This window comes from Hydrogenophaga sp. GW101-3F08 (genome assembly GCF_059424585.1).
In genome coordinates this window covers 1-21325 of sequence record NZ_JBWKZP010000013.1, presented here as the reverse complement: position 1 = coordinate 21325, position 21325 = coordinate 1, and the positions used below count along the sequence as shown (strand labels likewise).

Below are 21325 nucleotides of genomic sequence, written 5' to 3'. Positions count from 1 at the left end.
CATGCAGATTCGCCACCTCGGCCGGGTGGACTACGCACCCACCTGCGACACCATGGTGGCGTTCACCGAGGCGCGCACCGCCGATACGCCCGACGAGCTCTGGGTCTGCGAGCACCCGCCCGTGTTCACCCAGGGCATCGCGGGCCGCGACGACCACCTGCTCGCGCCGGGCGACATCCCGGTGGTGAAAACCAACCGCGGTGGCCAGGTGACCTACCACGGCCCGGGCCAGGTGGTGGCCTACCCGCTGATCGATCTGCAACGCGCCGGCTACTTCGTCAAGGAGTACGTCTACCGCATCGAAGAAGCGGTGATCCGCACGCTGGACCACTTCGGCGTGACCGGCCACCGCGTGGCCGGTGCACCCGGCATCTACGTGCGGCTGGACGACCCGACCAGCCACGCCCTGCTACCTCAGCGACCGCAAAAGAAAGTGGACGGCCCACCTGCGGCCGACCCCGACTTCACCGGCCTGGGCAAGATCGCCGCGCTGGGCATCAAGGTCAGCCGCCATTGCACCTACCACGGCGTGGCGCTCAACGTGGCCATGGACCTGCAGCCCTACTGGCGCATCAATCCGTGTGGGTATGCGGGGCTGCAGACGGTGGACCTTTCTACAATCGGGGTCGCCGTTTCATGGGATGAAGCGGCCCAGGTCCTGAGCCAGAAGCTCGGCGCCACCCTCAGCCCCTGAACCTCCCGTTCTCTCATCGCGCCACCCGCGCCCACGCCATGACCCGCCCCGACACCCCCACGGCCGCCGACACCCACACGGTCCGCGAAGCCCAGCCCGCCGCCGGCTACGACGCTAGCGCCAAGCAGAAGAGCCAGGCCAAGACCTCGCGCATCCCGATCAAGATCGTGCCGGCCGAGGTGCTGAAGAAGCCCGAGTGGATCCGGGTCAAGGCCGGCTCGCCGACCACGCGCTTCTACGAAATCAAGGACGTGTTGCGCGCCAACAAGCTGGTCACGGTGTGCGAGGAAGCCAGCTGCCCCAACATCGGTGAATGCTTCGGCAAGGGCACGGCCACCTTCATGATCATGGGCGACAAGTGCACGCGCCGCTGCCCGTTCTGCGACGTGGGCCACGGCCGCCCCGACCCGCTGGACGTGAACGAGCCCGAGAACCTGGCCAAGACCATTGCAGCGCTCAAGCTGAAATACGTGGTGATCACCAGCGTGGACCGCGACGACCTGCGCGATGGCGGCGCCGGCCATTTCGTGGCCTGCATCGAGAAAACCCGCGAGCTGTCGCCGGGCACGCAGATCGAGGTGCTGGTGCCCGACTTCCGCGGCCGCGACGACCGCGCGCTGGAGATCCTGAAGGCCGCGCCGCCCGACGTGATGAACCACAACCTGGAAACCGCGCCGCGCCTGTACAAGGAAGCGCGCCCGGGTTCTGACTACCAGTTCAGCTTGAACCTGCTCAAGAAGTTCAAGGCCCTGTTCCCGCATGTGCCCACCAAGAGCGGCCTGATGGTCGGCCTGGGTGAGACCGACGAGGAAATCCTCGACGTCATGCGCGACATGCGCGCGCACAACATCGAGATGCTGACCATCGGCCAGTACCTGGCCCCAAGCGGCCACCACCTGCCGGTGCGCCGCTACGTGCACCCCGACACCTTCAAGATGTTCGAGGCCAAGGCCTACGAGATGGGCTTCACCCACGCCGCCGTGGGCGCGATGGTGCGCAGCAGCTACCACGCCGACCAGCAGGCGCACAATGCGCTCCACGCGGGCGCCCCCAAGGCCTGAGCATGAACCGCCCGGCCGATACCCTGTCGGTCCGGTGCTATGGCGCCTCGCACGGCAGCCACGCGCACGACCACTTCCAGATCCTGCTCGGACTGGACGGCGTGCTGGAGCTGGAAGTGGATGGCCGCGGCCGGCGCATCGCCGCCGGTGACGGCGTCGTGATCGTCCCCGGGGACCGCCACGACTTCGAAGCCAGCGGGTCGGCACGCTGCCTGGTGCTGGACTCCCGCGATGCCCGCTGGCAACACGCCCACCACAACCCCGAGCCTCGGGCACTGGCACCCCTGGCCAGCTACCTTGCCGCGGCCTGCGACGGCGCCCTGCCCCGCGCCCGGCTGCTGGGCCCGGCCCTGCTCCTGGAAGCCTGGACACCGCCCGCCGCGGTGCGGCGGGCACGGCGCGCCATCGACTGGGCCGCGCTGACCGCCTGGGCACAGGCCCACGGTCATGCGGCCCTGCAGGTGGGCGACCTGGCGTCGCGCGTGCACCTGAGCGCCGCGCAGTTCACCGCCCGTTGCCGCGAGGACCTGGGACAAAGCCCCATGGCGTGGCTGCGCGAGCTGCGGCTGGCCGAGGCACGCCGGTTCAGAAGCCAGGGCCTGCCCGTGGCCGAGGTGGCGCGGCGCACGGGCTACCGCTCGCCGTCGGCGCTCACCGCTGCCCTGCGCAAGCAAGCGGGCCACTGAAGCGCAAGACCCGCGGATCGCGACGATCCACCCGCGTCCGCCAACAGTGCGGCCCCCTATGCTGGCCGCATGTGTCCTGGCTCACAGCGATCAGTCTCCACCTCTGTGGCACCCCAGGCCTGCGGGCCCTCAGCCCGTGGCGCTCATTTTTTCCCAGGCCGCGATCACCTCGGCGGCGTACATCAGCGCCGGCCCCCCGCCCATGTACACGCACACAGCCAGCATCTCTTCGAGTTCGGCGCGCGTGCAGCCCAGCTGGACCAGGGCCTTGACGTGAAAGCCGATGCAGCCCGAGCAGCGCTGCGTGACCGCGATCGACAGAGCGATCAGCTCCTTGTGTTTGGCGCTGAGCTCGCCATCGGTGATGGCGGCCCTGGCCAGTTGGCCGAAACCCGCCATGGCGGTGGGCTGGGCCTTGCGGAACGGCGCCAGGCTCTCGTTGATGTCGCGCATCAGCTCGTTGTGGTTGAAGGTGCTCAAGAAGTGTCCTTTGCAGAATTTAATACCCAGTGGAGTATCAAGCATGAATTGCTCACCCCACCTTGTCATTGATCAAAGTCCGGCCGCGCCGGCCGGGGGAAGCGCATGACGGCCAACCTGCTGGCGCTGGGCGCCATGGCGTTGTGGGCCTCCCTGGCCGCGCTCGGCGTGTCGCTGTCCCACGTGCCCCCGTTCCTGCTCACCGGGCTGGCCCTGCTGGTGGGCAGCGTGATCGCCCTGCCACTGTCGCGTTTTGATGTCCGCCGATGGCGGGTGCCCGGCGCCACGCTCGCGCTCGGTGTCTACGGCCTGTTCGGGTTCCACTTCCTGCTGTTCATCGCGCTGCGCCACGCCCCGCCGGTGCAGGCCAATCTGGTGAACTACCTCTGGCCGCTGGGCATCGTGGTCTTGGCGCCGCTGTTCCTGCCCGGGGTGTCGCTCACCACGCGCCATGTGCTGGCCGCACTGATCGGTTTTGCCGGCGCGGCGCTGGCCATCCTGGGTGGGCGCGGCGCCGGCGTCGAAGCGGTCTGGGCCTGGGGTTACGTGCCCGCGCTGGGCTCGGCCTTCATCTGGGCCAGCTACTCGCTGCTGACCCAACGTGTGCGGGCCTTCCCCACCGCGGCCATCGGCAGCTTTGCGCTGGCCTCGAGCCTGCTCTCGGTGTTGTGCCATTTCTGGCTGGAGCCCAGCACCACGTTGTCGGCCCGTGACTGGGGTCTGATCGTGGTGCTGGGTCTGGGCCCGCTGGGCGGCGCGTTTTTCCTCTGGGATGCCGCGCTCAAGCGGGGCGACGCGCGCCAGATCGGGGTGCTGAGTTTCCTGACACCGCTGCTGTCGACCCTCACCTTGCTGTGGGTGCGCGGCGAGACGCCGAGCGCTTCCGTGGCACTGGCGGCGTTGATGATCATCGGCGCGGCGGTGATGGCCACCCGGAGCCGTTGAGGGCGCCCCCATGGATCCCTTTCAAAGCACCAAACCGTTCAGGTTGCGTCTGTCAAACACCCGCACGGCCTCGATGGCCCGGGCCCGCGGCCGGTATGGGCTTTGGGGAAACAGCCTGGTTGATGGTCGGCGCGGCGGAGGCGGTCTATGCGGCCGCATTCGCTTCGACAATAATGGGCGCCCACTTCAGGAATCGAACCCATGCATCAGACGACCTTGCTCATGAAGTTCGATGGATCGACAAACGATGGGCAGCCGGGCGCCCGATCCCATGTCCGCACCAGCGCCTGACACGTCCCCCGATGCGCCTCTCACCCTGTGGCTCACCGGCTTGAGCGGAGCGGGCAAAACCACCTTGGCCCAGACACTGTCCCGGGCATTGAATGAGCGCGGCCGCCGATGTGTGGTGCTCGACGGCGACACCTTGCGCCGCGGGCTGAACCGGGACCTGGGTTTCCGCGCGCACGAGCGCAGCGAGAACATCCGCCGTGCCGCCGAGGTCGCCCGGTTGATGAACGACGCCGGCCTGATCGTCGTTGCGGCGTTGATCTCGCCCTTGCGGACCGACCGGGCACACGCCAGCTCCATCATCGGGGCGCATCGCTTCCTGGAAATCCACGTCAGCACGCCGCTGGAAGTGTGCGAAGCCGCCGACGTCAAGGGCCTCTATCGCCAAGCCCGGCGAGGCGAACTCGCCCTGTTCACCGGTGTCAGCGCTCCCTATGAAGCGCCGGAGGCGCCCCGGCTGGCGATCAACCCCATGCGGACGGGGCTGCAGCCCGCTGTGAATGAACTGCTCGCGCTGATCGGGGAAGCAACGCCATGAGCCATCCTCCGCTCCCGATGCCGGTCATCGTGGGCGCGCCTCGCTCGGGCACGACACTGCTGCGGCTGATGCTCGACGCCCATCCCGACCTCGCGATCCCGCCCGAGACGGGCTTCGTCGTTGCCGCCTCGGCGTTGGACACGTCGACGAGCGATCTGCGCGCTCGTTTTCTCGACACAGTCACCGCCTTTCCGCCCCAGGCCCCCAACTGGGAGGACTTCGGTCTCGCGCGCGAGGCGCTGACCGAGGCCGTGCAGGCCCTTGAACCTTTCACCGTGGCGGACGGACTGCGGGCCTTCTATCGGCTCTACGCGCAGCGCTTGGGCAAGCCACGTTGGGGCGAAAAGACGCCGGACTATTCGCTTCACATCGGCGCGATTGCCGCGCTGTTGCCAGAGGCCCGGTTCGTCCATCTCATTCGCGACGGCCGCGATGTGGCGGCGTCTTGGCGCCAGCAATGGTTCTCGCCGGGCCATGAGCCCGAAGTCCTGGCGCGTGCCTGGACCGACCGGGTGCGCGCCGCCCGCGGCGCGGGCCTGGGCCGCACCCACTACGTCGAGGTCTTCTACGAAGACCTGGTGGCGCGGCCAGAGCCCGTGTTGCGGCACCTGTGCGATTTCCTGGATCTGCACTGGTCGGACCAGTTGCTGAACCACCAGGAGCGTGCCCCCCGAAGGCTGGAAGAACACCGGACGCGTCTCTCGCTGGATGGCACCGTCATCGCGAGCCACGCGCAGCGCCTGCGCCAACAGCGCAGAACCATGGAACGACCGGGCACCGGGCGCATCGGTTCCTGGCGCGAAGAACTGAGCGAGGACGAAGTCCGGCGCTTCGAACGCGTGGCGGGTGGCCTGCTTGTCGAGCTGGGGTATGAATTGCAGCACCACAACTGATCCGGCCGAAGGCATCGCGCACCGGTGGTGCCAGATGCCTCGACCATCGGGTTCCACGGCGCTTTAACCCGTCGCGGGCCTACCCGCCGCCTCTTCGTCCTGGGCGGCCTCGTACAGCTCCAGGGGCAGGCCGTCGGGATCGCTGAAGAACACGAAGCGCCGGCCGGTGTATTCGTCCACCCGCACCGGCTCCACCGCCACGCCCATCGCTTCCAGCCCGCGCTTGCACTGCGCCACATCGTCCACCTCAAACGCCAGATGCCGCAGGCCCTGAGCCTCGGGGAATGACGGTCTTGGCGGCGGGTTCGGGAACGAAAACAGCTCGATCTGCGAGCCGTCGGGCAAGGCCAGGTCGAGCTTCCAGCTCTGGCGCGACTCGCGGTGGTGCTCGGCGAGCACGCGCAGACCCAGCACCTCGGTGTAGAAGCGCCGGGACCGTTCGTAGTCGGCGCAGATGATCGCCGCGTGGTGGATGCGCAGCAGCATGGCGCAGATACCTTCAGCTTCTCGGCCGCTCAGTCGGCCATCAGCGCCGCCGGATCCTCGGCGACCAGCACGCTTTGCGCCCAGGTCTGCAGGCGCGCGGTGTCGCTGCGCAGGATCTGCTGCTTGACCGCCAGGATCTGGGACGGGTGCATGGAAAACGTGCGCAGGCCCAGCCCGAGCAGCAGGCGCGTCATGGTCACGTCGCCGGCCATCTCGCCACACACGCTCACCCCCTTGCCCTGCGCCCGACACTGCGCAATCGTGCTCGCGAGCAGTTGCAGCACGGCCGGGTGGACCGGGTCGTAGAGGTGAGCGACGGCCTCGTCGGCCCGGTCGATCGCCAGGGTGTACTGGATCAGGTCGTTGGTGCCGATCGACAGGAAGTCGAAGTGCCTCAGGAACAGCGGAATGGTCAGCGCCGCGGCGGGAATTTCGATCATCGCGCCCAGCCGCACCGGGCCGTGGACCTGGCCGCGCGTGTTGAGCTGCTCGCGCGCCCGGTCCACCAGCGCCAGGGTCTGGCGGATTTCGCTGGCGTGGGCCAGCATGGGAATGAGCAGGTTGACCGAGCCGTGCGCGGCCGCGCGCAGGATGGCGCGCAGCTGCGCGAGGAACATGGCCGGGTCGGCCAGGCTCCAGCGGATGGCGCGCAGACCCAGCGCGGGGTTGAGGTGGTCTTCGCCCCCGCGCACCGGCGTGCGGTCCAGCGGCTTGTCGGCCCCCACGTCCACCGTGCGGATGGTCACGGGCAGGCCCTGCATGCCTTCGACCGCGCGGCGGTAGGCCCGGTACTGCTCTTCCTCGTCGGGCAGTTTGCCGTTGCGGCCCATGAACAGGAATTCGGTGCGGAACAGGCCCACGCCCACGGCACCGGCCTTGAGGGCGGCCACCGCGTCGTCGGGCTGTTCGATGTTGGCCTGCAGCTCGATCCGCTGGCCGTCGAGCGTGACGGCCGGGGTGTTCTTCAGCCGCGAGAGGCGCTCACGCTCGACCTCGCCCTGGCGCTGCTTGAAACCGTACTCGGCCAGCAGAACGGGCGAAGGATCGACCAGCACCACGCCGGCATCGCCGTCGATGATGACCCAGTCGTCCTGCTCGACAAGGTGGCTGGCCGAGCGCGCGCCGACCACCGCCGGGATGTCCATGCTGCGCGCGACGATGGCGGTGTGGCTGGTCTTGCCGCCGACGTCGGTCACGAAACCGGCGAACACACTTTGCTTGAACTGCAGCATGTCGGCGGGCGAGAGGTCGTGCGCGATCAGCACCAGCGGCGCGTCGACCAGGCTGTCGTGCGCGGCATCGCGCCGGGTCTCGGTCGGGACCGGCGCCATGATGGGCGAGGCCACGCCGCGCATGAAACGCAGCATGCGCTCGACCACCTGCTCCAGGTCGGCCTTGCGCTCCCGCAAATAGGGATCTTCCATCTCGTCGAACTGGCGCGCGATCACCTCCAGCTGGGTCGTCAGCGCCCACTCGGCGTTGTAGTGCCGGTCCACGATCCAGTGTTTGACGCCATTGATGAGCTGCTCGTCCTGCAGCAGCATCAGGTGCACGTCGAGCAAGGCACTGAGCTCGGGATGGGCGTCGTTGGAGCCAAGCTCGCCCAGGCCCTGCTGCACGCGCACGATCTCCTCCATCACCGCGTTGCGCGCATGGCGCAGCCGCTCGATCTCGGCCGTGGCCTGATCGGCCGTGACGAAGTAGTGCGCCACGTCCACGCGGCTGGAAGCGACGATGACGGCCCGCCCGATGGCAATGCCCCGGGAAACCGCCTGTCCGTGGACCGTGAAGCTCATGCGCTCACTCTCCTTCGCCGAACCTGTCGTTCACCAGCGCCACCAGCGCGTCCATCGCCACCTGCTCGTCGCTGCCGATGGTCTCGATCTCGACCGTGCTGCCCAGGCCGGCGGCCAGCATCATGACCCCCATGATGCTCTTGGCGTTGACACGGCGCTCGCCGCGCGACATCCACACCTCGCTGGCAAAGCTGGCCGCGAGTTTGGTGAGTTTGGCCGAGGCGCGTGCGTGCAGCCCGAGCTTATTGCTGATGGTCACGGTGGTCTTGATCATGGGTGGCTCTTCGGGCCTGGTTCTGGGGAGCGGTCACCGCCACTTGAATGACCCCCTGCGTGGCGCCGATCATGGCGCGCGAAACGAGCGCGTCAAGCGACTCGTGGCGGTAGGACACGGTGCGCAGCAGCATGGGCAGGTTGACGCCGGTGATGAGCTTGGAGCTCACGCCGTCGACCAGCTTCTGCGCCACGTTGCAGGGCGTCGCGCCGAACACGTCGGTCACGACCAGGGTGTTGGGCAGGCCGAGCTGGCGCATCAGCGCGCGCGACTGGGCCAACGACTCTTCGGGCGGTACATTGGGTTGGACATCCAGGGCCGACACCGCGTTCGCGCTGTCGGGAAACACGTGCAGCACGCATTGGCGCAAGGCCGAAGCCAGCGGGGCGTGCGCAATGATGAGGATGCCGTTCATAGCAGAGCAGTTTAGCGGTGTTGGGGCGGCGTGCCACGCGCCCGGGCACGAAGCTGCATGCGCAGAAAGGCCAGGTAGGCCAGCACGCAACAGCCCAGGAACGCGCCCACCGCGCCCCGGTAGCGGTCGGGTTCGCTCCAGCCGAACACGGCCAGCGCATCGATCACCAGGCCAACGCTCCATTGCACGGTGAACACCCCGGCGAAGATGACCAGGTTGTAGGCCGAGAGGGCCCGCCCGGCCGCTTCGGCCGGCAGCGCCAGCGCCACCGCCGGCTGCGACAGCGCCACGAAGGTGCTGCTGACACAAAACAGCGCCCACAGCGGCCAGCCCGCGTCGGCCCCCAGCCAGACGATGCTCAGCAACACGCACAGGCTCAGCGGCAGCCCCCAGGCGATCAACCGTTCGGCGGGCAGGCCGCGCCGCGCCAGGCCGGGGTTGATCACACCCCAGAGCCAGAACGTGCAGAGCATGGACAGGTTGATGCCAAACAGACCGGCCGCCGATTGCTGGGGCGAATACCCCGCGACCTTCACCATCCAGGGGCCGGCCCAGAGCGTCTGCACCGCCACCATGCCGCCATAGTTGACGAAGCCGATGGGCACCATCTGCCGGAAATAGGGATGGCGCCAGATCAGGCCATAGCCCGTCGGCGCACCGAGCTCACTCGGCCCGGCCGAGGTCGGCGGTGCGACGGTCTTGCGCCAGGGCGGCACCGTGATCGCAATGCCGACCATGGCCAGCACGAACAGCGCCGCCAGCGCCCAGAACAGACCTCGCCAGCCGGTCAGCGGCAGCAGCCACTGCACCGGCAGCGTGGCCGCCACCATGCCCAGCGAGCCGGTCATGAGCATCCAGGAGTTGGCGCGCATCTGCGTGGCGGGCGTGAGCCAGCGGCGATAGCCGGTGAGCGGCGCCATCAGGCAGGCGCTCACGCCCATGCCCGTGAGCACGCGCGCGGCCAGCAGGCCCGAAAAGCCGGTGGCCAGCGCGAACGCCACGCAGCCCAGCACCGCCACCCCCAGAAAGCCCAGAATCACCCGCCGCGGCCCGTGGCGGTCCAGCCAGTTGCCCAGCGGCAGCTGGGTCAGCGCGAAGCCGAAGAAGTAGCCGCCCGCCAGCAAACCCAGGTCGCTGGCCTGCAGGGCAAGCTCGACGCTCAGCGCGGGCGACAGCGTGGCCGTGACCGCACGCACCAGTGCGGACAGAAAGTAGGCCAATGCGAACGCGAGAAACACGAGCACCGCCGCCCGCGCCCCCAGCAGGTCCGGCGCGGCCAGCGGCCGTGCACCGGGCGCCGTGGGCACGTGGCGCACCGGGCCCGGCTCGCGGTGCGACGGGGTTTGGGCACCCGATTCGATGGGAGGCTTCACGGCAGGCGCAGCCCGTCGAAAAAGGTGCTGACCACAGCGTCCGGCAGGGCCGGCCCGTACACCGCCGCCTGGTACACCTGCGCGCCGCGCGCGAAATACAGCGCCCTGGCCTGCACCGCCCGGCCGTCGTGGCCAGTGCCACCCGCCACCAGCCCCTGCGCCCGCTCGGCCCCCGGCACCGAGGCGCTCCACTGCGTCTGCGGCGCGCCCGCGAGCGCCGGGTCCACCCGCATCGAAGCCAGCGTGGCCACGCGCCACCGCGCCAGCGCTTCGGGCACCCGGGCCTGCTCCCCCACGTCGGCCCAGGCCACGGCAAAGGTCAGGCCGCCGGTGTCGCAGCTGTGCATGTGCAGCTCGGTCGGCGCGCCGCCCAGCGGCACGGGGCGCACCGCGCTTTCGGGCTTGCAGGGCATGAGGGCCAGCAAGGGCGTGCCCTCGGGGCGCAGCTCGCGCCAGTTGAAGGTGGGGCTGCAGGCACACAAGGCCAGCACGGCCGGACCGGCGACACGGGGCAGCGAACGGCACGCGCGTCGCACACCGGCCAGGACAGGGAGCAGCATGGGATTCCAGCAGAAGTCGGCCTTGCATCAGCGACAGTCGGCGCATACCGGGTCGCGCACAATGGCGAAATGAACGCTCTGGATGGTATCCGCATACTCGATTTGTCGCGCGTGCTCGCCGGCCCCTGGTGCACCCAGACGCTGGCCGATCTGGGCGCCGACGTGGTGAAGGTGGAACGCCCGCCCGGCCCCAACCACCCCGGCGGCGACGACACGCGCGGCTGGGGTCCTCCTTTCCTCAGGGGTCGCGACGGCGCCGACACCGCCGAGGCCGCCTATTACCTCGGCGCCAACCGCAACAAGCGCTCCATCACCTGCGACATCGCCCAGCCCGAGGGCCAGGCCCTGATCCGCGAACTCGCGGCCCAGGCCGACGTGTTCGTCGAGAACTACAAGGTCGGCGACATGGCGCGCTACGGGCTGGACTACGAGCGGCTGCGGGCGATCAACCCCAGGCTGGTCTACTGCTCGATCACCGGTTTTGGCCAGACCGGGCCCTACAAGGACCGCGCTGGCTACGACTTCGCGATCCAGGCCATGGGCGGCCTGATGAGCGTGACCGGCGAGCGCGACGACCTGCCCGGCGGTGGGCCGCAAAAGGTGGGCGTGGCCGTCGCCGACCTGTTCACCGGCCTGTACGCCACCGTGGCGATCCAGGCCGCGCTGCGCCACGCCGAGCGCACCGGCGTTGGCCAGCACATCGACATGGCGCTGCTCGACACCCAGGTGGCGATGCTGGCCAACCTGGGCGCCAACTACCTGGTGCGGGGCCGCGAAGACGGCAAGGTACCGGGGCGCGCCGGCAACGCGCACGCCAACATCGTGCCCTACCAGGTGTTCGAGGTGGCACCCGACGCGCAGGGCGTGCCACAACACATCATTCTTGCGGTGGGCAACGACGGTCAGTTCGCCAAGTTCTGCGAGGTGGCCGGCCGGCCCGAACTGGCCGTGGACGCGCGTTTCGCCCGCAACCAGGACCGCGTGCGCCACCGCGACACCCTGGTGCCCGAGCTGGCGGCGCTGATGAAGACCCGCGGCAAGGCCGACTGGCTCGGCGCGCTCGAAGCGGCCAAGGTCCCCTGCGGCCCGATCAACAACCTGGCCGAGGTGTTTGCCGACGAACACGTGCGCTCGCGCGGCATGGTCCACGGCTGGACCCACCCGCTGGCCGACACGCTGGACCTGGTGGCGAGCCCGCTCAAACTCAGCGCCACCCCGGTGCGCAACGACCTGCCGCCACCGCTGCTGGGCCAGCACACGGCCGAGGTGCTGAACGACTGGCTGGGCGATTCGCCACAACGCTGGTCTGAACTTCAACGGCGGGGCGTTGTCTGACGCAGAAGCCCCGCGACCGCCCCACAACCTGACCGCCCTGCCCATGAACCCGTCCGCCATATCCTCCACGATGCCCACCTCCGGCCCGGCGCCGGTCGTCTCGACCGCGCTGCCCAGCCCGGCGTCCCTGCGCGCGGCCGGCCAGGCCGCGGCCGCACGCGGCGAACCGCTGGTGGTCATGACCACGCTGGCGGGCTGCCCTTACTGCGACCTGGTGCGCAATCACCACCTGCTGCCCCTGCGACGCGAGGGTCTGGTGCACGCGGTGCAGATCGACATCCGGGACCGCACCAGCAACCTGCAGGGCTTCGACGGCGAAAACACCACCCCGGCTGAGCAGGCACGGCGGTGGAAGGCGCGTTTTGCACCCACGGTCTTGTTCCTGGGGCTGGATGGGCGCGAACTGGCCGAACGGCTGGTCGGCGTGGCCGTGCCCGACTTCTACGGCGAGTACCTGGACGCGCGCCTGGCCACGGCCCGCAAAGCGTTGAAGTGAGCATACACTGCGATGATCCATCGATTGGCACCGGACACACACCCCGTTTCCGGCGCCACTCCCGTGCCGGGTGCTTGACCTGACGCAGACACGGGCGATGCCCGATTCGTTAAACTGCCAACCCAGGCGTGGATGGGGATTGAACTCCCTGCGAGCAAGACGATCTCAAAGCGATACGTTTCGCGCCCCCGATCGATCTGCCGGGCATCGCCAAACACCGTCCTTCCCGCCGAACCCCGACCATGACCCACGCATTCCGCCCCCAGGCTTCACGGCGCCCGTTTTTGTCCATGCTGCTGGCGCTGAGCGCCTCCGTGGTGCTGGTCCTGACCGGTTGCGCGGCGCGGGAAGAGGCTCCGGCATCCACCTTCGTGCTGCTCGATGGCGCGACCGTCACCACCGCCGACCTCAAGGGCAAGGTGACCCTGGTGAACTTCTGGGCCACCACCTGCGTGACCTGTGTGAAGGAAATGCCCTCGCTGGTCAACACCCACAACAAGTACAAAAACCAGGGTTTCGAAACCGTCGCGGTGGCCATGAGCTACGACCCGCCGGCCTGGGTGCTCAATTTCGCCCAGACCCGGCAGTTGCCTTTCAAGGTGGCGTTTGACAACACGGGTGAGCTGGCCAAGAGCTGGGGCGACGTCCGGCTCACGCCCACCACCTACCTGGTGGACAAACAGGGCCGCATCGTGAAGCGCTTCGTGGGCGAACCCGATTTCACCGCCCTGCACAGCCTGATCGAAGAACTGCTGGCCCAGAGCTGACTCTAAAGACATACCACCCAAAAAAGAGGGGCTGACGTTGTACGACGTCAGCCCCTCTTTGATTTTCCGGCATCCATCGGGCCCGGCGCCCGGTATCTCATTCCTTGCGGAACGCGTCGTGGCAAGCCTTGCAGCTTTCTCCCGCAGCACCAAAGGCCGCCTTCACGCTGTCCAGGTTGCCGGTCTTCGCCGCGGCCGACAGTCTGGCCACCTCGGTCTGCATCTTCTCGGCCGCCTGTTTGAACTTGGCCTGGTCGGTCCAGATCTCGGGTTTGGCTCGGGTCTCCCCCTTGTCGGTGCCTTCAGCGAAGGCCACGAATGGCAACTTGCTCAGCGTCTCCACGAGTGCGGCGTTGTCGGCCGCCACCTTGGCATCGAACGGCGCCCGTCCGTTGGCCATGGCGCCGATTCGACCAAAGTGATGGCCCAAGACCGTCATGACCGATTTCCGGTATTTGACGGCGTCCTCGGCTTTCTGGAACTGCGCCATGGCGGGCGCAGACAGTCCGACCAGGGGAATGACCAATGCAAGCGATGCGAGAGCCTTCATGTGAACTCCTTTGCGGCAGATGTGACCAGGATGTGGGCGTGGGGCGCCACAACGCCCTGAGTGCAAGTCAGGCGCTTTGGTTCCGAGCGGGCCCGGTTCGCCCGAACTTCTCCATAATCGGTGTCCGCCGATTTCCGGGAGCGTTGCCATGCACACCGTTCGCGTCTGGGACCTGCCCACCCGCCTGTTTCATTGGGCGCTGGCGGTCTGTGTCGTCGCTCAACTCATCACCGCCAATGTCGGCGGCAACTGGATGAACTGGCATCTGCGCGTGGGCTATGCCGTCCTGACCCTGCTGCTGTTTCGCCTGGTGTGGGGGTTTGTGGGCGGACACTGGTCGCGTTTTTCCAGTTTTGCCTATGCGCCGCGCGTGGTGTGGTCATATCTCCGGGGTCGGTCCCGCAGCCCCGAGCACCGGGTCGGCCACAACCCGCTGGGCGCCCTGTCGGTGTTCGCCTTGCTGGCCATCCTGCTGGCCCAGGTCGGTACCGGCCTGTTCAGCGACGACGAGATCGCCTTCACAGGCCCGCTGGTGGCCTGGGTCTCGGGCGACACCGTGAGCCTGGCCACCAGTTACCACAAGAGCGTCGGCAAGCTGTTTGTGTTGGTGCTCGTTGCCTTGCATCTGCTGGCCATCGGCTACTACAAGCTGGTCAAGAAGGAGCGGCTGGTCCGGCCCATGATCGACGGCGACAAGCAGGTGCGGACTCCCGTGCCCAGCGCGCGGGACACGACGCGCACCCGCCTGCTCGCGTTGGCCGTGTTGACGCTGTGTGCGGTGGCGGTGAACAGGCTGGTCGGGCTTGGGGTGGCCACGGCCTTTTGACCTGCACCGGCCCCGCACGCCTTGTCGTATAGTCTCAGGCCGACTGACTTCCACCGATGCCCCGTCGCATCCTGTCGTGTCCATGACCGAGCCCGCTTCCGCCGAGATCACCCTGCACCTGGCCCAAACCCCGGAAGATATCGAAGCCGCGCGAGCGCTTTTCCTCGACTACCAGGCCGATTTGGGCATTGATCTGTGTTTCCAGGGTTTCGCGACCGAACTCGACCATTTGCCCGGCGAATACGCTGAACCGGCGGGTGGCTTGATGCTGGCACGGGTGGACGGCGCGCCCGCGGGTTGCTGCGCGTTTCGCCCGCTGGCCAACAGCGACCACCTCAACGCCTGTGAAATGAAACGCCTGTTCGTGCGTCGCGCGTTTCGCGGTTTCGGACTGGGCCGGCAACTGGTCGAGCAGATCATGTCGCGCGCGCAGTTGGCCGGCTACACCACCATGCTGCTCGACACCCTGAGCGACATGGAAGCCGCACGCGCGCTTTACCAGGAAGCCGGCTTCATCGAGGTTCCGCCCTACTACCACAACCCCTTGCCCGGTGCGCACTACCTCAAAGTCGCTTTGTGACCCACGGGCACGATCATGAAAAAGAGGGGGCAGACCGCCGATGGCGATCTGCCCCCTCTTTCGGGTTCTTCAGAAAACTCAGCCGGCCGCGCGTGCCTGTGCCAGCAAGGTAGCTGCGTCGCTCACTTCGAACTTGCCAGGCCCCTCGATGTTCAGCGTCTGCACCACGCCATCCTTGACCAGCATGGAATAGCGGTTGCTGCGCAGACCCAGGCCTTTGCCCGTCAGGTCCAGCGTCAGGCCGGTGGCCTTGGCGAAAGCGGCATCGCCGTCACCGAGCATGCGAACCTTGTCGCCGGTCTTCTGGTCGCGGGCCCAGGCCCCCATGACGAACGCATCGTTCACGCTCAGGCACCAGATTTCGTCCACGCCCGCCGCTTTGAACGCGTCGAACTGCTCCACATAACCGGGCACATGCTTGGCCGAGCAGGTGGGCGTGAACGCACCGGGCAAACCAAACACGGCGATGGTCTTGCCCGCACTGGCCTTCTGCGTATCGACCGGATTCGGACCGATGCTGCAGCCATTGCCTTCCACCTCGACGTACTCCATCAGCGTGGCCGCCGGAATCTTGTCTCCCACCTGGATCATGTGTCGCTCCTCGTACAGATAAGGCCCTCAGGCCAGTGGTGGCCCCGCAAAACTGGGGGGCCGGAAAAAGAAAAAGCGACCGGATTGTCGGTCGCTTTTCAGATCCGTGCTGCACGCAGCACAAAGAGGCTTACACCAGTGCGGCTTTCTGCACCAGACGCGTGGCCACCCAGTTCTTCGTCTTGGACAGCGGACGGCTTTCGGTGATCTCGATCACGTCGCCCGTCTTGTATTCGCCGTTTTCGTCGTGTGCGTGGTACTTGCTCGACTTGGCAACGATCTTGTCGTAGAGCTCGTGCTTCACACGGCGCTCGACCAGAACCGTCACGGTCTTGGCACGCTTGTCGCTGACCACCTTGCCAACCAAGGTGCGCTTGAGGGATGTTTTAGCTTCCGTCATGGTCACTCCTTATTTGGCCGCGGCCGCAGCACGCTGCTTCTCGGCCAGGATGGTCTTGGCTCGGGCAATCGCGCGACGGGTGTCGCCCAGCGTGGCGTTGTTGTTGAGTTGTTGCGTGGCTTTTTGCATGCGCAGACCGAAGTGGGCCTTTTGCAGCGATTTCACTTCGGCTTCGAGGCCGGCCACATCCTTTTGGCGCAGTTCAGCAGTTTTCATCTTGTGTTCTCCTGAATCACTGACCCAACAGGCGCGTCACGAACGTGGTGCGCAGTGGAAGCTTGGCGGCGGCCAGCGTGAACGCTTCGCGCGCCAGCTGCTCGGGCACACCCACGATCTCGTAGAGCACCTTGCCGGGCTGGATCTCAGCCACGTAGTACTCCACCGAACCCTTGCCGTTGCCCATACGGACCTCGGCGGGCTTCTGGGAGATCGGCTTGTCCGGGAACACGCGGATCCAGATGCGGCCGCCACGCTTGACGTGACGGGAAATGGCACGGCGTGCGGCTTCGATCTGGCGGGCCGTCAGACGGCCGCGGTCGGTGGACTTCAGACCGAAGTCGCCGAACGCCACGGTGGCGCCACTGGTGGCGACGCCCGTGTTGCGTCCTTTTTGCTCTTTACGGTACTTGCGACGAGCGGGTTGCAACATGTTTATTCTCCTTTGCCGTCCGCAGCTGCAGATGCGGGTGCGTCTTTACGAACGCGCTTAACGGCGGGTTTGGTGTCACCACCCGTGGCTTCGGCAGGCTTGTCGCTGCCATCGGCCGGGGCGGCATTGGCGCCAGGGCGGCGAACCGCTGCGCGGGCAGGAGGACCTGCCGGACGCTCGCGGCGCGGACCGCGCGGACGGCGCTCTTCTTCGGAACGCGGCGCTTCCGCGACCACGGGCGCATCGTTGCGACCCAGGGTGTCGCCCTTGTAGACCCAGACCTTGACGCCGATGACGCCATAGGTGGTCTTGGCTTCGGACGTGCCGTAGTCGATGTCGGCGCGCAGGGTGTGAAGCGGCACGCGGCCTTCGCGGTACCACTCGCAGCGAGCGATTTCGATACCGTTGAGACGACCGGACGACATGATCTTGATGCCCAGGGCACCCAGACGCATGGCGTTCTGCATCGCGCGCTTCATGGCGCGGCGGAACATGATGCGCTTTTCGAGCTGCTGCGTGATGCTGTCGGCAATCAGCTTGGCATCGATTTCGGGCTTGCGCACTTCCTCGATGTTGACCGCGACCGGCACGCCCAGCTTGGCGGCCAGTTCTTTCTTCAGCTTCTCGATGTCTTCGCCCTTCTTGCCGATCACCACACCCGGACGTGCCGAGTAGATGGTGATGCGTGCGTTCTTGGCAGGACGCTCGATCACGACGCGCGAGACGGCGGCATTCTTCAGCTTGGCCTTGAGGTACTCACGCACCTTGATGTCTTCGGCCAACATGCCCGCGAAATCGCGGTTGCTGGCGTACCAACGGCTGGCCCAGTTGCGGGAAACTGCGAGGCGGAACCCGGTCGGGTTGATTTTCTGTCCCATATTCCTGTGACCTCTTCAGTTGCCAACCGTCACGTAGATGTGACACGTGGGTTTGCTGATGCGGTTGCCGCGGCCTTTGGCGCGGGCCGAGAAGCGCTTGAGCGTTGCACCTTGTTCGACGTAGATCGTGGTGACCTTCAGTTCGTCGATGTCGGCGCCGTCGTTGTGTTCAGCGTTGGCGATGGCGGACTCCAGGGCCTTCTTGACGATGCCAGCGGCCTTCTTCTGCGTGAACGCCAGGATGTTCAGGGCCTGGTCGACCTTTTTGCCGCGAATCAGGTCGGCAACCAGTCGGCCTTTGTCCACCGACAGGCGCACGCCGCGAACGACAGAGCGGGTTTCTGTACTCATGGTTGGTCCTTACTTCTTCGCTTTTTTATCGGCCGGATGGCCTTTGAACGTGCGCGTCAGCGAGAACTCGCCGAGCTTGTGTCCAACCATCTGATCGGTGATGTACACGGGCACGTGCTGCTTGCCGTTGTGAACGGCGATGGTCAACCCGATGAAATCGGGCAGGATCATGGAGCGACGCGACCAGGTCTTGACGGGTTTTTTGTCCTTGGTGGACACGGCCTTTTCCACTTTGGCCATCAGGTGATGGTCAACGAAGGGGCCTTTTTTGAGTGAGCGTGTCATGTTGTCAACCCTTTACTTCTTGCGACGCGACACGATCATCGACTGCGTGCGGCGGTTGTTGCGGGTGCGATAGCCCTTGGTCAGGTTGCCCCACGGATCCACCGGAGCGCGGCCTTCGCCGGTCTTGCCTTCACCACCACCGTGCGGGTGGTCGATCGGGTTCATCGCAGTACCGCGAACGGTCGGGCGAATGCCCATGTGACGCTTCACACCGGCCTTGCCCAGCTGACGCAGGCTGTGTTCCTGGTTGGACACTTCACCGATGGTGGCGCGGCAGTCCACGTGGACCTTGCGCACTTCACCCGAGCGCATGCGCACCTGGGCGTAGATGCCTTCGCGTGCCAGCAGCACGGCCGAGGCGCCGGCGGAACGGGCGATTTGCGCGCCCTTGCCAACCTGCAGCTCGATGCAGTGGATGGTCGAACCGACCGGGATGTTGCGGATCGGCAGGGTGTTGCCGACACGAATCGGCGACTCCGAACCCGACAACAGCGTGGCACCAACTTCAACACCGCGCGGGGCGATGATGTAGCGGCGCTCGCCGTCGGCGTAGCACAGCAGCGCGATGTGGGCGGTGCGGTTCGGGTCGTATTCGATGCGTTCGACCTTGGCCGGAATACCGTCCTTGTTGCGACGGAAATCCACCACACGGTAGTGGTGCTTGTGACCACCGCCTTTGTGGCGGGTGGTGATGTGACCGTTGTTGTTGCGGCCGGCCTTCTGGAACTGAGGCTCCAGCAGCGGCGCAAAACCTTCACCCTTGTGGAGGTGGTCACGCGTGACCTTCACCATGCCGCGACGGCCTGGTGAAGTCGGTTTCATCTTGATAACTGCCATGATTAAACAGCCTCCCCGCCAAAGTTGAGCTCTTGGCCCGGCATCAAGGTCACATAGGCCTTGCGCACGTGGTCGCGGCGACCGATGGTCTTGCCGAAACGCTTGGACTTGCCCTTCTGGTTGAGCACGGAAACACCCTTGACCTGCACCTTGAACATCAGTTCAACAGCGGCCTTGATCTCGGGCTTGGAAGCATCGCGCAACACCTTGAACATCACGGCGTTGGTCTGCTCGGCGACTTGCGTGGCTTTCTCGGACACGATGGGTGCCACGAGGACCTGCATCAGACGGCCTTCGTCGTATTTCGTGACGCTCATGCGAACATCTCCTTGAGCTGGTCGATGGCACCCTTGGTGACGATCACCTTCTTGTAGTGCACCAGCGACACCGGATCGGCGTAACGCGGCTCAACGACGAGCACGTTGGGCAGGTTGCGCGAAGCCAGGTACAGGTTTTCGTCGATCTCTTCGGCGATCACCAGCACGTGGTTCAGGTTCATGGCCTTGAACTTGTCGGCGAGCTGCTTGGTCTTGGGCGAGTCGACCTTGATGGAATCGACCACGGCCAGACGGCCTTCACGCACCAGTTGCGAGAAGATGGACGCCATACCGGCGCGGTACATCTTCTTGTTGAGCTTCTGGGTGAAGTTTTCGTCGGGGCTGTTCGGGAAAATGCGACCGCCTCCGCGCCACAGCGGGGAAGACGTCATACCGGCGCGGGCGCGGCCCGTGCCTTTTTGCTTGAACGGCTTCTTCGTCGAGTGCTTGACCATTTCACGGTCTTTTTGAGCACGCGTACCCTGGCGGGCATTGGCCTGATAAGCCACCACCAACTGGTGAATCAGCGCTTCGTTGTAGTCGCGACCAAACACGGTTTCAGGCACGTCCACGTTGGTGGAGGCTTGACCCTGGTCATTCAGGAGTTCAACTTGCATCAGTTAGCTCCCTTGTTGACTTTGGCTTTGACAGCGGGGCGAACGGTCAGGAAACCGCCGTTGGAGCCCGGCACAGCGCCACGGATCATCAGCAGTTGACGGGCTTCGTCAACACGGAAGATGTCCAGGTTCTGGATGGTTTTGGTCTGATCGCCCATGTGGCCGGTCATTTTCTTGCCCGGAAACACACGGCCCGGATCCTGGGCCATGGAGATCGAACCCGGCACGTTGTGCGAACGGCTGTTGCCGTGCGAAGCGCGCTGGGATTTGAAGTTGTGGCGCTTGATGGTGCCGGCAAAGCCTTTACCGATCGAAGTGCCTTGCACGTCCACCTTCTGGCCCGCTGCGAAGATCGCATTGGCGGCCACCACGGCACCGGGCTGGTACTGGGCAGCGACGTCGGAGGCGACGCGGAATTCCTGGATGATCTCACCCGCCTCAACACCGGCTTTCGCCAGGTGGCCCGCTTCGGGCTTGGTGACGCGGGAAGCACGGCGAACACCAAAGGTGACCTGCAGTGCATCGTAGCCATCGTTGGCTTGAGTTTTGACTTGTGTCACACGGTTGTTGGACACATCGACCACCGTGACAGGAACTGCATCCCCGTCATCGGTGAACAGACGCATCATGCCCACCTTGCGACCCAACAACCCGAGGGAGTTGCTAAGACTCATTGTTTTCTCCGTTCCCGACTTCAATTGGCCGGGGCTGATGGTGCATCGGCACACCCAGAGGGCACCGACACGTTTTAGGAATACGGCAGCTGCAAAATTGACAGGCCGCATCGGCGCAAAGCCGAACCTCTCAAGCCAAAGCTTGAAAAGCCTGCCAGTATAACCAGCAGGCTTTTTTTTTGCAAGTCCACCGGCAACATCTGCCGGCAGAACTGCACAGTGTGCTTATTGCAGCTTGATTTCGACGTCCACGCCGGCCGGCAGGTCGAGCTTCATCAGGGCATCAACCGTCTTGTCGGTCGGGTCCACGATGTCCATCAGACGCTGGTGGGTGCGGATTTCGAGCTGGTCGCGGCTGGTCTTGTTGACGTGCGGCGAACGCAGGATGTCGAAACGCTTCATGCGCGTCGGCAGGGGCACGGGACCCTTGACGATGGCGCCGGTGCGCTTGGCGGTGTCAACGATCTCGGCGGCCGACGTGTCGATCAGCTTGTAATCGAAGGCCTTGAGGCGGATGCGGATTTTTTGCTTGGAAGACATGGTAATTCCTTTGTTTGGTCAATCGCTTGTGGACCAGGCCCTGGGCCCGGTCCCGCAAACAAATCGGATTACTCGATGATCTTGGCGACGACGCCGGCGCCGACGGTGCGACCGCCTTCACGGATGGCGAAGCGCAGACCTTC

32 protein-coding genes are annotated in these 21325 nt (G+C 66.0%); 11 read left to right on the top strand and 21 right to left on the bottom strand.

The features are described 5' to 3' along the window. Window position 1 precedes the first annotated feature (1 nt). The 3 genes from lipB to AC07YZ_RS23495 are packed head-to-tail and all read left to right on the top strand — an operon-like array spanning window position 2 to window position 2441. On the top strand, window positions 2-694 hold the full coding sequence (gene lipB / locus AC07YZ_RS23505; protein ID WP_494796612.1) for a lipoyl(octanoyl) transferase LipB: 693 nt from the start codon (window positions 2-4) through the stop codon (window positions 692-694). 38 nt (window positions 695-732) lie between these two features. Then, entirely contained in the window at window positions 733-1755 is a 1023-nt protein-coding gene (gene lipA / locus AC07YZ_RS23500) for a lipoyl synthase (protein WP_226491011.1), read from the top strand. A 2-nt stretch (window positions 1756-1757) separates the two neighbouring features. Next, on the top strand, window positions 1758-2441 hold the full coding sequence (locus AC07YZ_RS23495) for a helix-turn-helix domain-containing protein (protein ID WP_494796548.1): 684 nt from the start codon (window positions 1758-1760) through the stop codon (window positions 2439-2441). Between the two features lie 129 nt (window positions 2442-2570). Here the strand turns inward: AC07YZ_RS23495 and AC07YZ_RS23490 are convergent, their stop codons facing one another. Then, the gene (locus AC07YZ_RS23490; protein ID WP_226491009.1) at window positions 2571-2921 is read right to left on the bottom strand and encodes a carboxymuconolactone decarboxylase family protein; all 351 of its coding nucleotides are present in this window, start codon (window positions 2919-2921) and stop codon (window positions 2571-2573) included. 105 nt (window positions 2922-3026) lie between these two features. Between AC07YZ_RS23490 and AC07YZ_RS23485 the strand changes: the two genes are divergently transcribed. The 3 genes from AC07YZ_RS23485 to AC07YZ_RS23475 all read left to right on the top strand — a co-directional run bounded on the left by AC07YZ_RS23485 (window position 3027) and on the right by AC07YZ_RS23475 (window position 5585). After that, entirely contained in the window at window positions 3027-3866 is an 840-nt protein-coding gene (locus tag AC07YZ_RS23485) for a DMT family transporter (protein WP_494796547.1), read from the top strand. 247 nt (window positions 3867-4113) lie between these two features. Next, complete coding sequence (cysC, locus tag AC07YZ_RS23480; protein ID WP_494796611.1) at window positions 4114-4692, top strand: adenylyl-sulfate kinase; 579 nt, start codon at window positions 4114-4116, stop codon at window positions 4690-4692. Further along, window positions 4689-5585: a sulfotransferase family protein gene (locus tag AC07YZ_RS23475; RefSeq protein ID WP_494796546.1), complete on the top strand. Its 897-nt coding sequence runs from the start codon at window positions 4689-4691 to the stop codon at window positions 5583-5585. Before cysC ends, AC07YZ_RS23475 begins: the two co-directional genes overlap by 4 nt. Window positions 5586-5648: 63 nt before the next feature. Here the strand turns inward: AC07YZ_RS23475 and gloA2 are convergent, their stop codons facing one another. From gloA2 to AC07YZ_RS23445, 6 genes are all read right to left on the bottom strand, one after another. Further along, entirely contained in the window at window positions 5649-6071 is a 423-nt protein-coding gene (gloA2, locus tag AC07YZ_RS23470; protein ID WP_494796545.1) for an SMU1112c/YaeR family gloxylase I-like metalloprotein, read from the bottom strand. A gap of 29 nt (window positions 6072-6100) precedes the next feature. Then, window positions 6101-7867: a phosphoenolpyruvate--protein phosphotransferase gene (ptsP, locus tag AC07YZ_RS23465; RefSeq protein ID WP_226491005.1), complete on the bottom strand. Its 1767-nt coding sequence runs from the start codon at window positions 7865-7867 to the stop codon at window positions 6101-6103. A 4-nt stretch (window positions 7868-7871) separates the two neighbouring features. After that, complete coding sequence (locus AC07YZ_RS23460; protein WP_068174652.1) at window positions 7872-8141, bottom strand: HPr family phosphocarrier protein; 270 nt, start codon at window positions 8139-8141, stop codon at window positions 7872-7874. Beyond that, the gene (locus AC07YZ_RS23455) at window positions 8110-8556 is read right to left on the bottom strand and encodes a PTS sugar transporter subunit IIA (protein WP_226491004.1); all 447 of its coding nucleotides are present in this window, start codon (window positions 8554-8556) and stop codon (window positions 8110-8112) included. Before AC07YZ_RS23455 ends, AC07YZ_RS23460 begins: the two co-directional genes overlap by 32 nt. A gap of 11 nt (window positions 8557-8567) precedes the next feature. Then, complete coding sequence (locus AC07YZ_RS23450; RefSeq protein WP_494796610.1) at window positions 8568-9836, bottom strand: MFS transporter; 1269 nt, start codon at window positions 9834-9836, stop codon at window positions 8568-8570. Between the two features lie 89 nt (window positions 9837-9925). Continuing rightward, the gene (locus tag AC07YZ_RS23445; protein WP_494796544.1) at window positions 9926-10489 is read right to left on the bottom strand and encodes a hypothetical protein; all 564 of its coding nucleotides are present in this window, start codon (window positions 10487-10489) and stop codon (window positions 9926-9928) included. 69 nt (window positions 10490-10558) lie between these two features. On the opposite strand from AC07YZ_RS23445, the gene AC07YZ_RS23440 reads away from it, so the two are divergent. The 3 genes from AC07YZ_RS23440 to AC07YZ_RS23430 all read left to right on the top strand — a co-directional run bounded on the left by AC07YZ_RS23440 (window position 10559) and on the right by AC07YZ_RS23430 (window position 13087). Continuing rightward, window positions 10559-11824: a CaiB/BaiF CoA transferase family protein gene (locus AC07YZ_RS23440; protein WP_494796543.1), complete on the top strand. Its 1266-nt coding sequence runs from the start codon at window positions 10559-10561 to the stop codon at window positions 11822-11824. Between the two features lie 43 nt (window positions 11825-11867). Beyond that, entirely contained in the window at window positions 11868-12320 is a 453-nt protein-coding gene (locus AC07YZ_RS23435; protein ID WP_494796542.1) for a thioredoxin fold domain-containing protein, read from the top strand. A gap of 242 nt (window positions 12321-12562) precedes the next feature. After that, window positions 12563-13087, top strand: coding sequence for a TlpA family protein disulfide reductase (locus tag AC07YZ_RS23430; RefSeq protein WP_413465702.1), 525 nt, complete (start codon window positions 12563-12565; stop codon window positions 13085-13087). Between the two features lie 97 nt (window positions 13088-13184). Here the strand turns inward: AC07YZ_RS23430 and AC07YZ_RS23425 are convergent, their stop codons facing one another. Continuing rightward, window positions 13185-13637: a c-type cytochrome gene (locus AC07YZ_RS23425; RefSeq protein WP_494796541.1), complete on the bottom strand. Its 453-nt coding sequence runs from the start codon at window positions 13635-13637 to the stop codon at window positions 13185-13187. 148 nt (window positions 13638-13785) lie between these two features. Between AC07YZ_RS23425 and AC07YZ_RS23420 the strand changes: the two genes are divergently transcribed. Together AC07YZ_RS23420 and AC07YZ_RS23415 are read left to right on the top strand one after the other, a co-directional pair. Beyond that, window positions 13786-14463, top strand: a complete 678-nt coding sequence (locus AC07YZ_RS23420; RefSeq protein WP_494796540.1) for a cytochrome b/b6 domain-containing protein — start codon at window positions 13786-13788, stop codon at window positions 14461-14463. A gap of 82 nt (window positions 14464-14545) precedes the next feature. Beyond that, window positions 14546-15043, top strand: coding sequence for a GNAT family N-acetyltransferase (locus AC07YZ_RS23415; RefSeq protein ID WP_226490998.1), 498 nt, complete (start codon window positions 14546-14548; stop codon window positions 15041-15043). 78 nt (window positions 15044-15121) lie between these two features. Here AC07YZ_RS23415 and AC07YZ_RS23410 read toward each other — a convergent pair whose 3' ends face one another. The 13 genes from AC07YZ_RS23410 to AC07YZ_RS23350 form a co-directional block, all read right to left on the bottom strand. Beyond that, window positions 15122-15634 (bottom strand): peroxiredoxin, encoded by a 513-nt coding sequence (locus tag AC07YZ_RS23410; RefSeq protein WP_226490997.1) that lies wholly within the window; start codon window positions 15632-15634, stop codon window positions 15122-15124. A 130-nt stretch (window positions 15635-15764) separates the two neighbouring features. Next, on the bottom strand, window positions 15765-16034 hold the full coding sequence (gene rpsQ / locus AC07YZ_RS23405) for a 30S ribosomal protein S17 (RefSeq protein ID WP_068174632.1): 270 nt from the start codon (window positions 16032-16034) through the stop codon (window positions 15765-15767). A gap of 9 nt (window positions 16035-16043) precedes the next feature. Then, the gene (rpmC, locus tag AC07YZ_RS23400; RefSeq protein ID WP_159589033.1) at window positions 16044-16250 is read right to left on the bottom strand and encodes a 50S ribosomal protein L29; all 207 of its coding nucleotides are present in this window, start codon (window positions 16248-16250) and stop codon (window positions 16044-16046) included. A 16-nt stretch (window positions 16251-16266) separates the two neighbouring features. Beyond that, window positions 16267-16683, bottom strand: coding sequence for a 50S ribosomal protein L16 (gene rplP, locus AC07YZ_RS23395; RefSeq protein ID WP_068174628.1), 417 nt, complete (start codon window positions 16681-16683; stop codon window positions 16267-16269). Window positions 16684-16685: 2 nt separating this feature from the next. Then, a complete protein-coding gene (gene rpsC, locus AC07YZ_RS23390) occupies window positions 16686-17561 on the bottom strand; it encodes a 30S ribosomal protein S3 (protein WP_226490995.1) in 876 nt (291 codons plus the stop codon). A gap of 15 nt (window positions 17562-17576) precedes the next feature. Continuing rightward, complete coding sequence (gene rplV, locus AC07YZ_RS23385; protein ID WP_068174624.1) at window positions 17577-17912, bottom strand: 50S ribosomal protein L22; 336 nt, start codon at window positions 17910-17912, stop codon at window positions 17577-17579. A gap of 9 nt (window positions 17913-17921) precedes the next feature. Next, window positions 17922-18197 (bottom strand): 30S ribosomal protein S19, encoded by a 276-nt coding sequence (rpsS, locus tag AC07YZ_RS23380; RefSeq protein ID WP_056266785.1) that lies wholly within the window; start codon window positions 18195-18197, stop codon window positions 17922-17924. A gap of 12 nt (window positions 18198-18209) precedes the next feature. Further along, the gene (rplB, locus tag AC07YZ_RS23375) at window positions 18210-19034 is read right to left on the bottom strand and encodes a 50S ribosomal protein L2 (RefSeq protein ID WP_066272349.1); all 825 of its coding nucleotides are present in this window, start codon (window positions 19032-19034) and stop codon (window positions 18210-18212) included. A 2-nt stretch (window positions 19035-19036) separates the two neighbouring features. Continuing rightward, complete coding sequence (gene rplW / locus AC07YZ_RS23370; protein WP_226490994.1) at window positions 19037-19351, bottom strand: 50S ribosomal protein L23; 315 nt, start codon at window positions 19349-19351, stop codon at window positions 19037-19039. Further along, the gene (gene rplD / locus AC07YZ_RS23365; protein ID WP_226490993.1) at window positions 19348-19968 is read right to left on the bottom strand and encodes a 50S ribosomal protein L4; all 621 of its coding nucleotides are present in this window, start codon (window positions 19966-19968) and stop codon (window positions 19348-19350) included. The genes rplW and rplD overlap by 4 nt, the downstream gene beginning before the upstream one ends. Continuing rightward, complete coding sequence (gene rplC / locus AC07YZ_RS23360; protein WP_068174615.1) at window positions 19968-20642, bottom strand: 50S ribosomal protein L3; 675 nt, start codon at window positions 20640-20642, stop codon at window positions 19968-19970. The genes rplD and rplC overlap by 1 nt, the downstream gene beginning before the upstream one ends. A 225-nt stretch (window positions 20643-20867) precedes the next feature. After that, window positions 20868-21182, bottom strand: a complete 315-nt coding sequence (gene rpsJ / locus AC07YZ_RS23355; protein WP_068174613.1) for a 30S ribosomal protein S10 — start codon at window positions 21180-21182, stop codon at window positions 20868-20870. Between the two features lie 68 nt (window positions 21183-21250). Continuing rightward, window positions 21251-21325 (bottom strand): EF-Tu C-terminal domain-related protein (locus AC07YZ_RS23350; protein WP_201785588.1); only part of this gene is annotated, 75 nt, incomplete at its 5' end.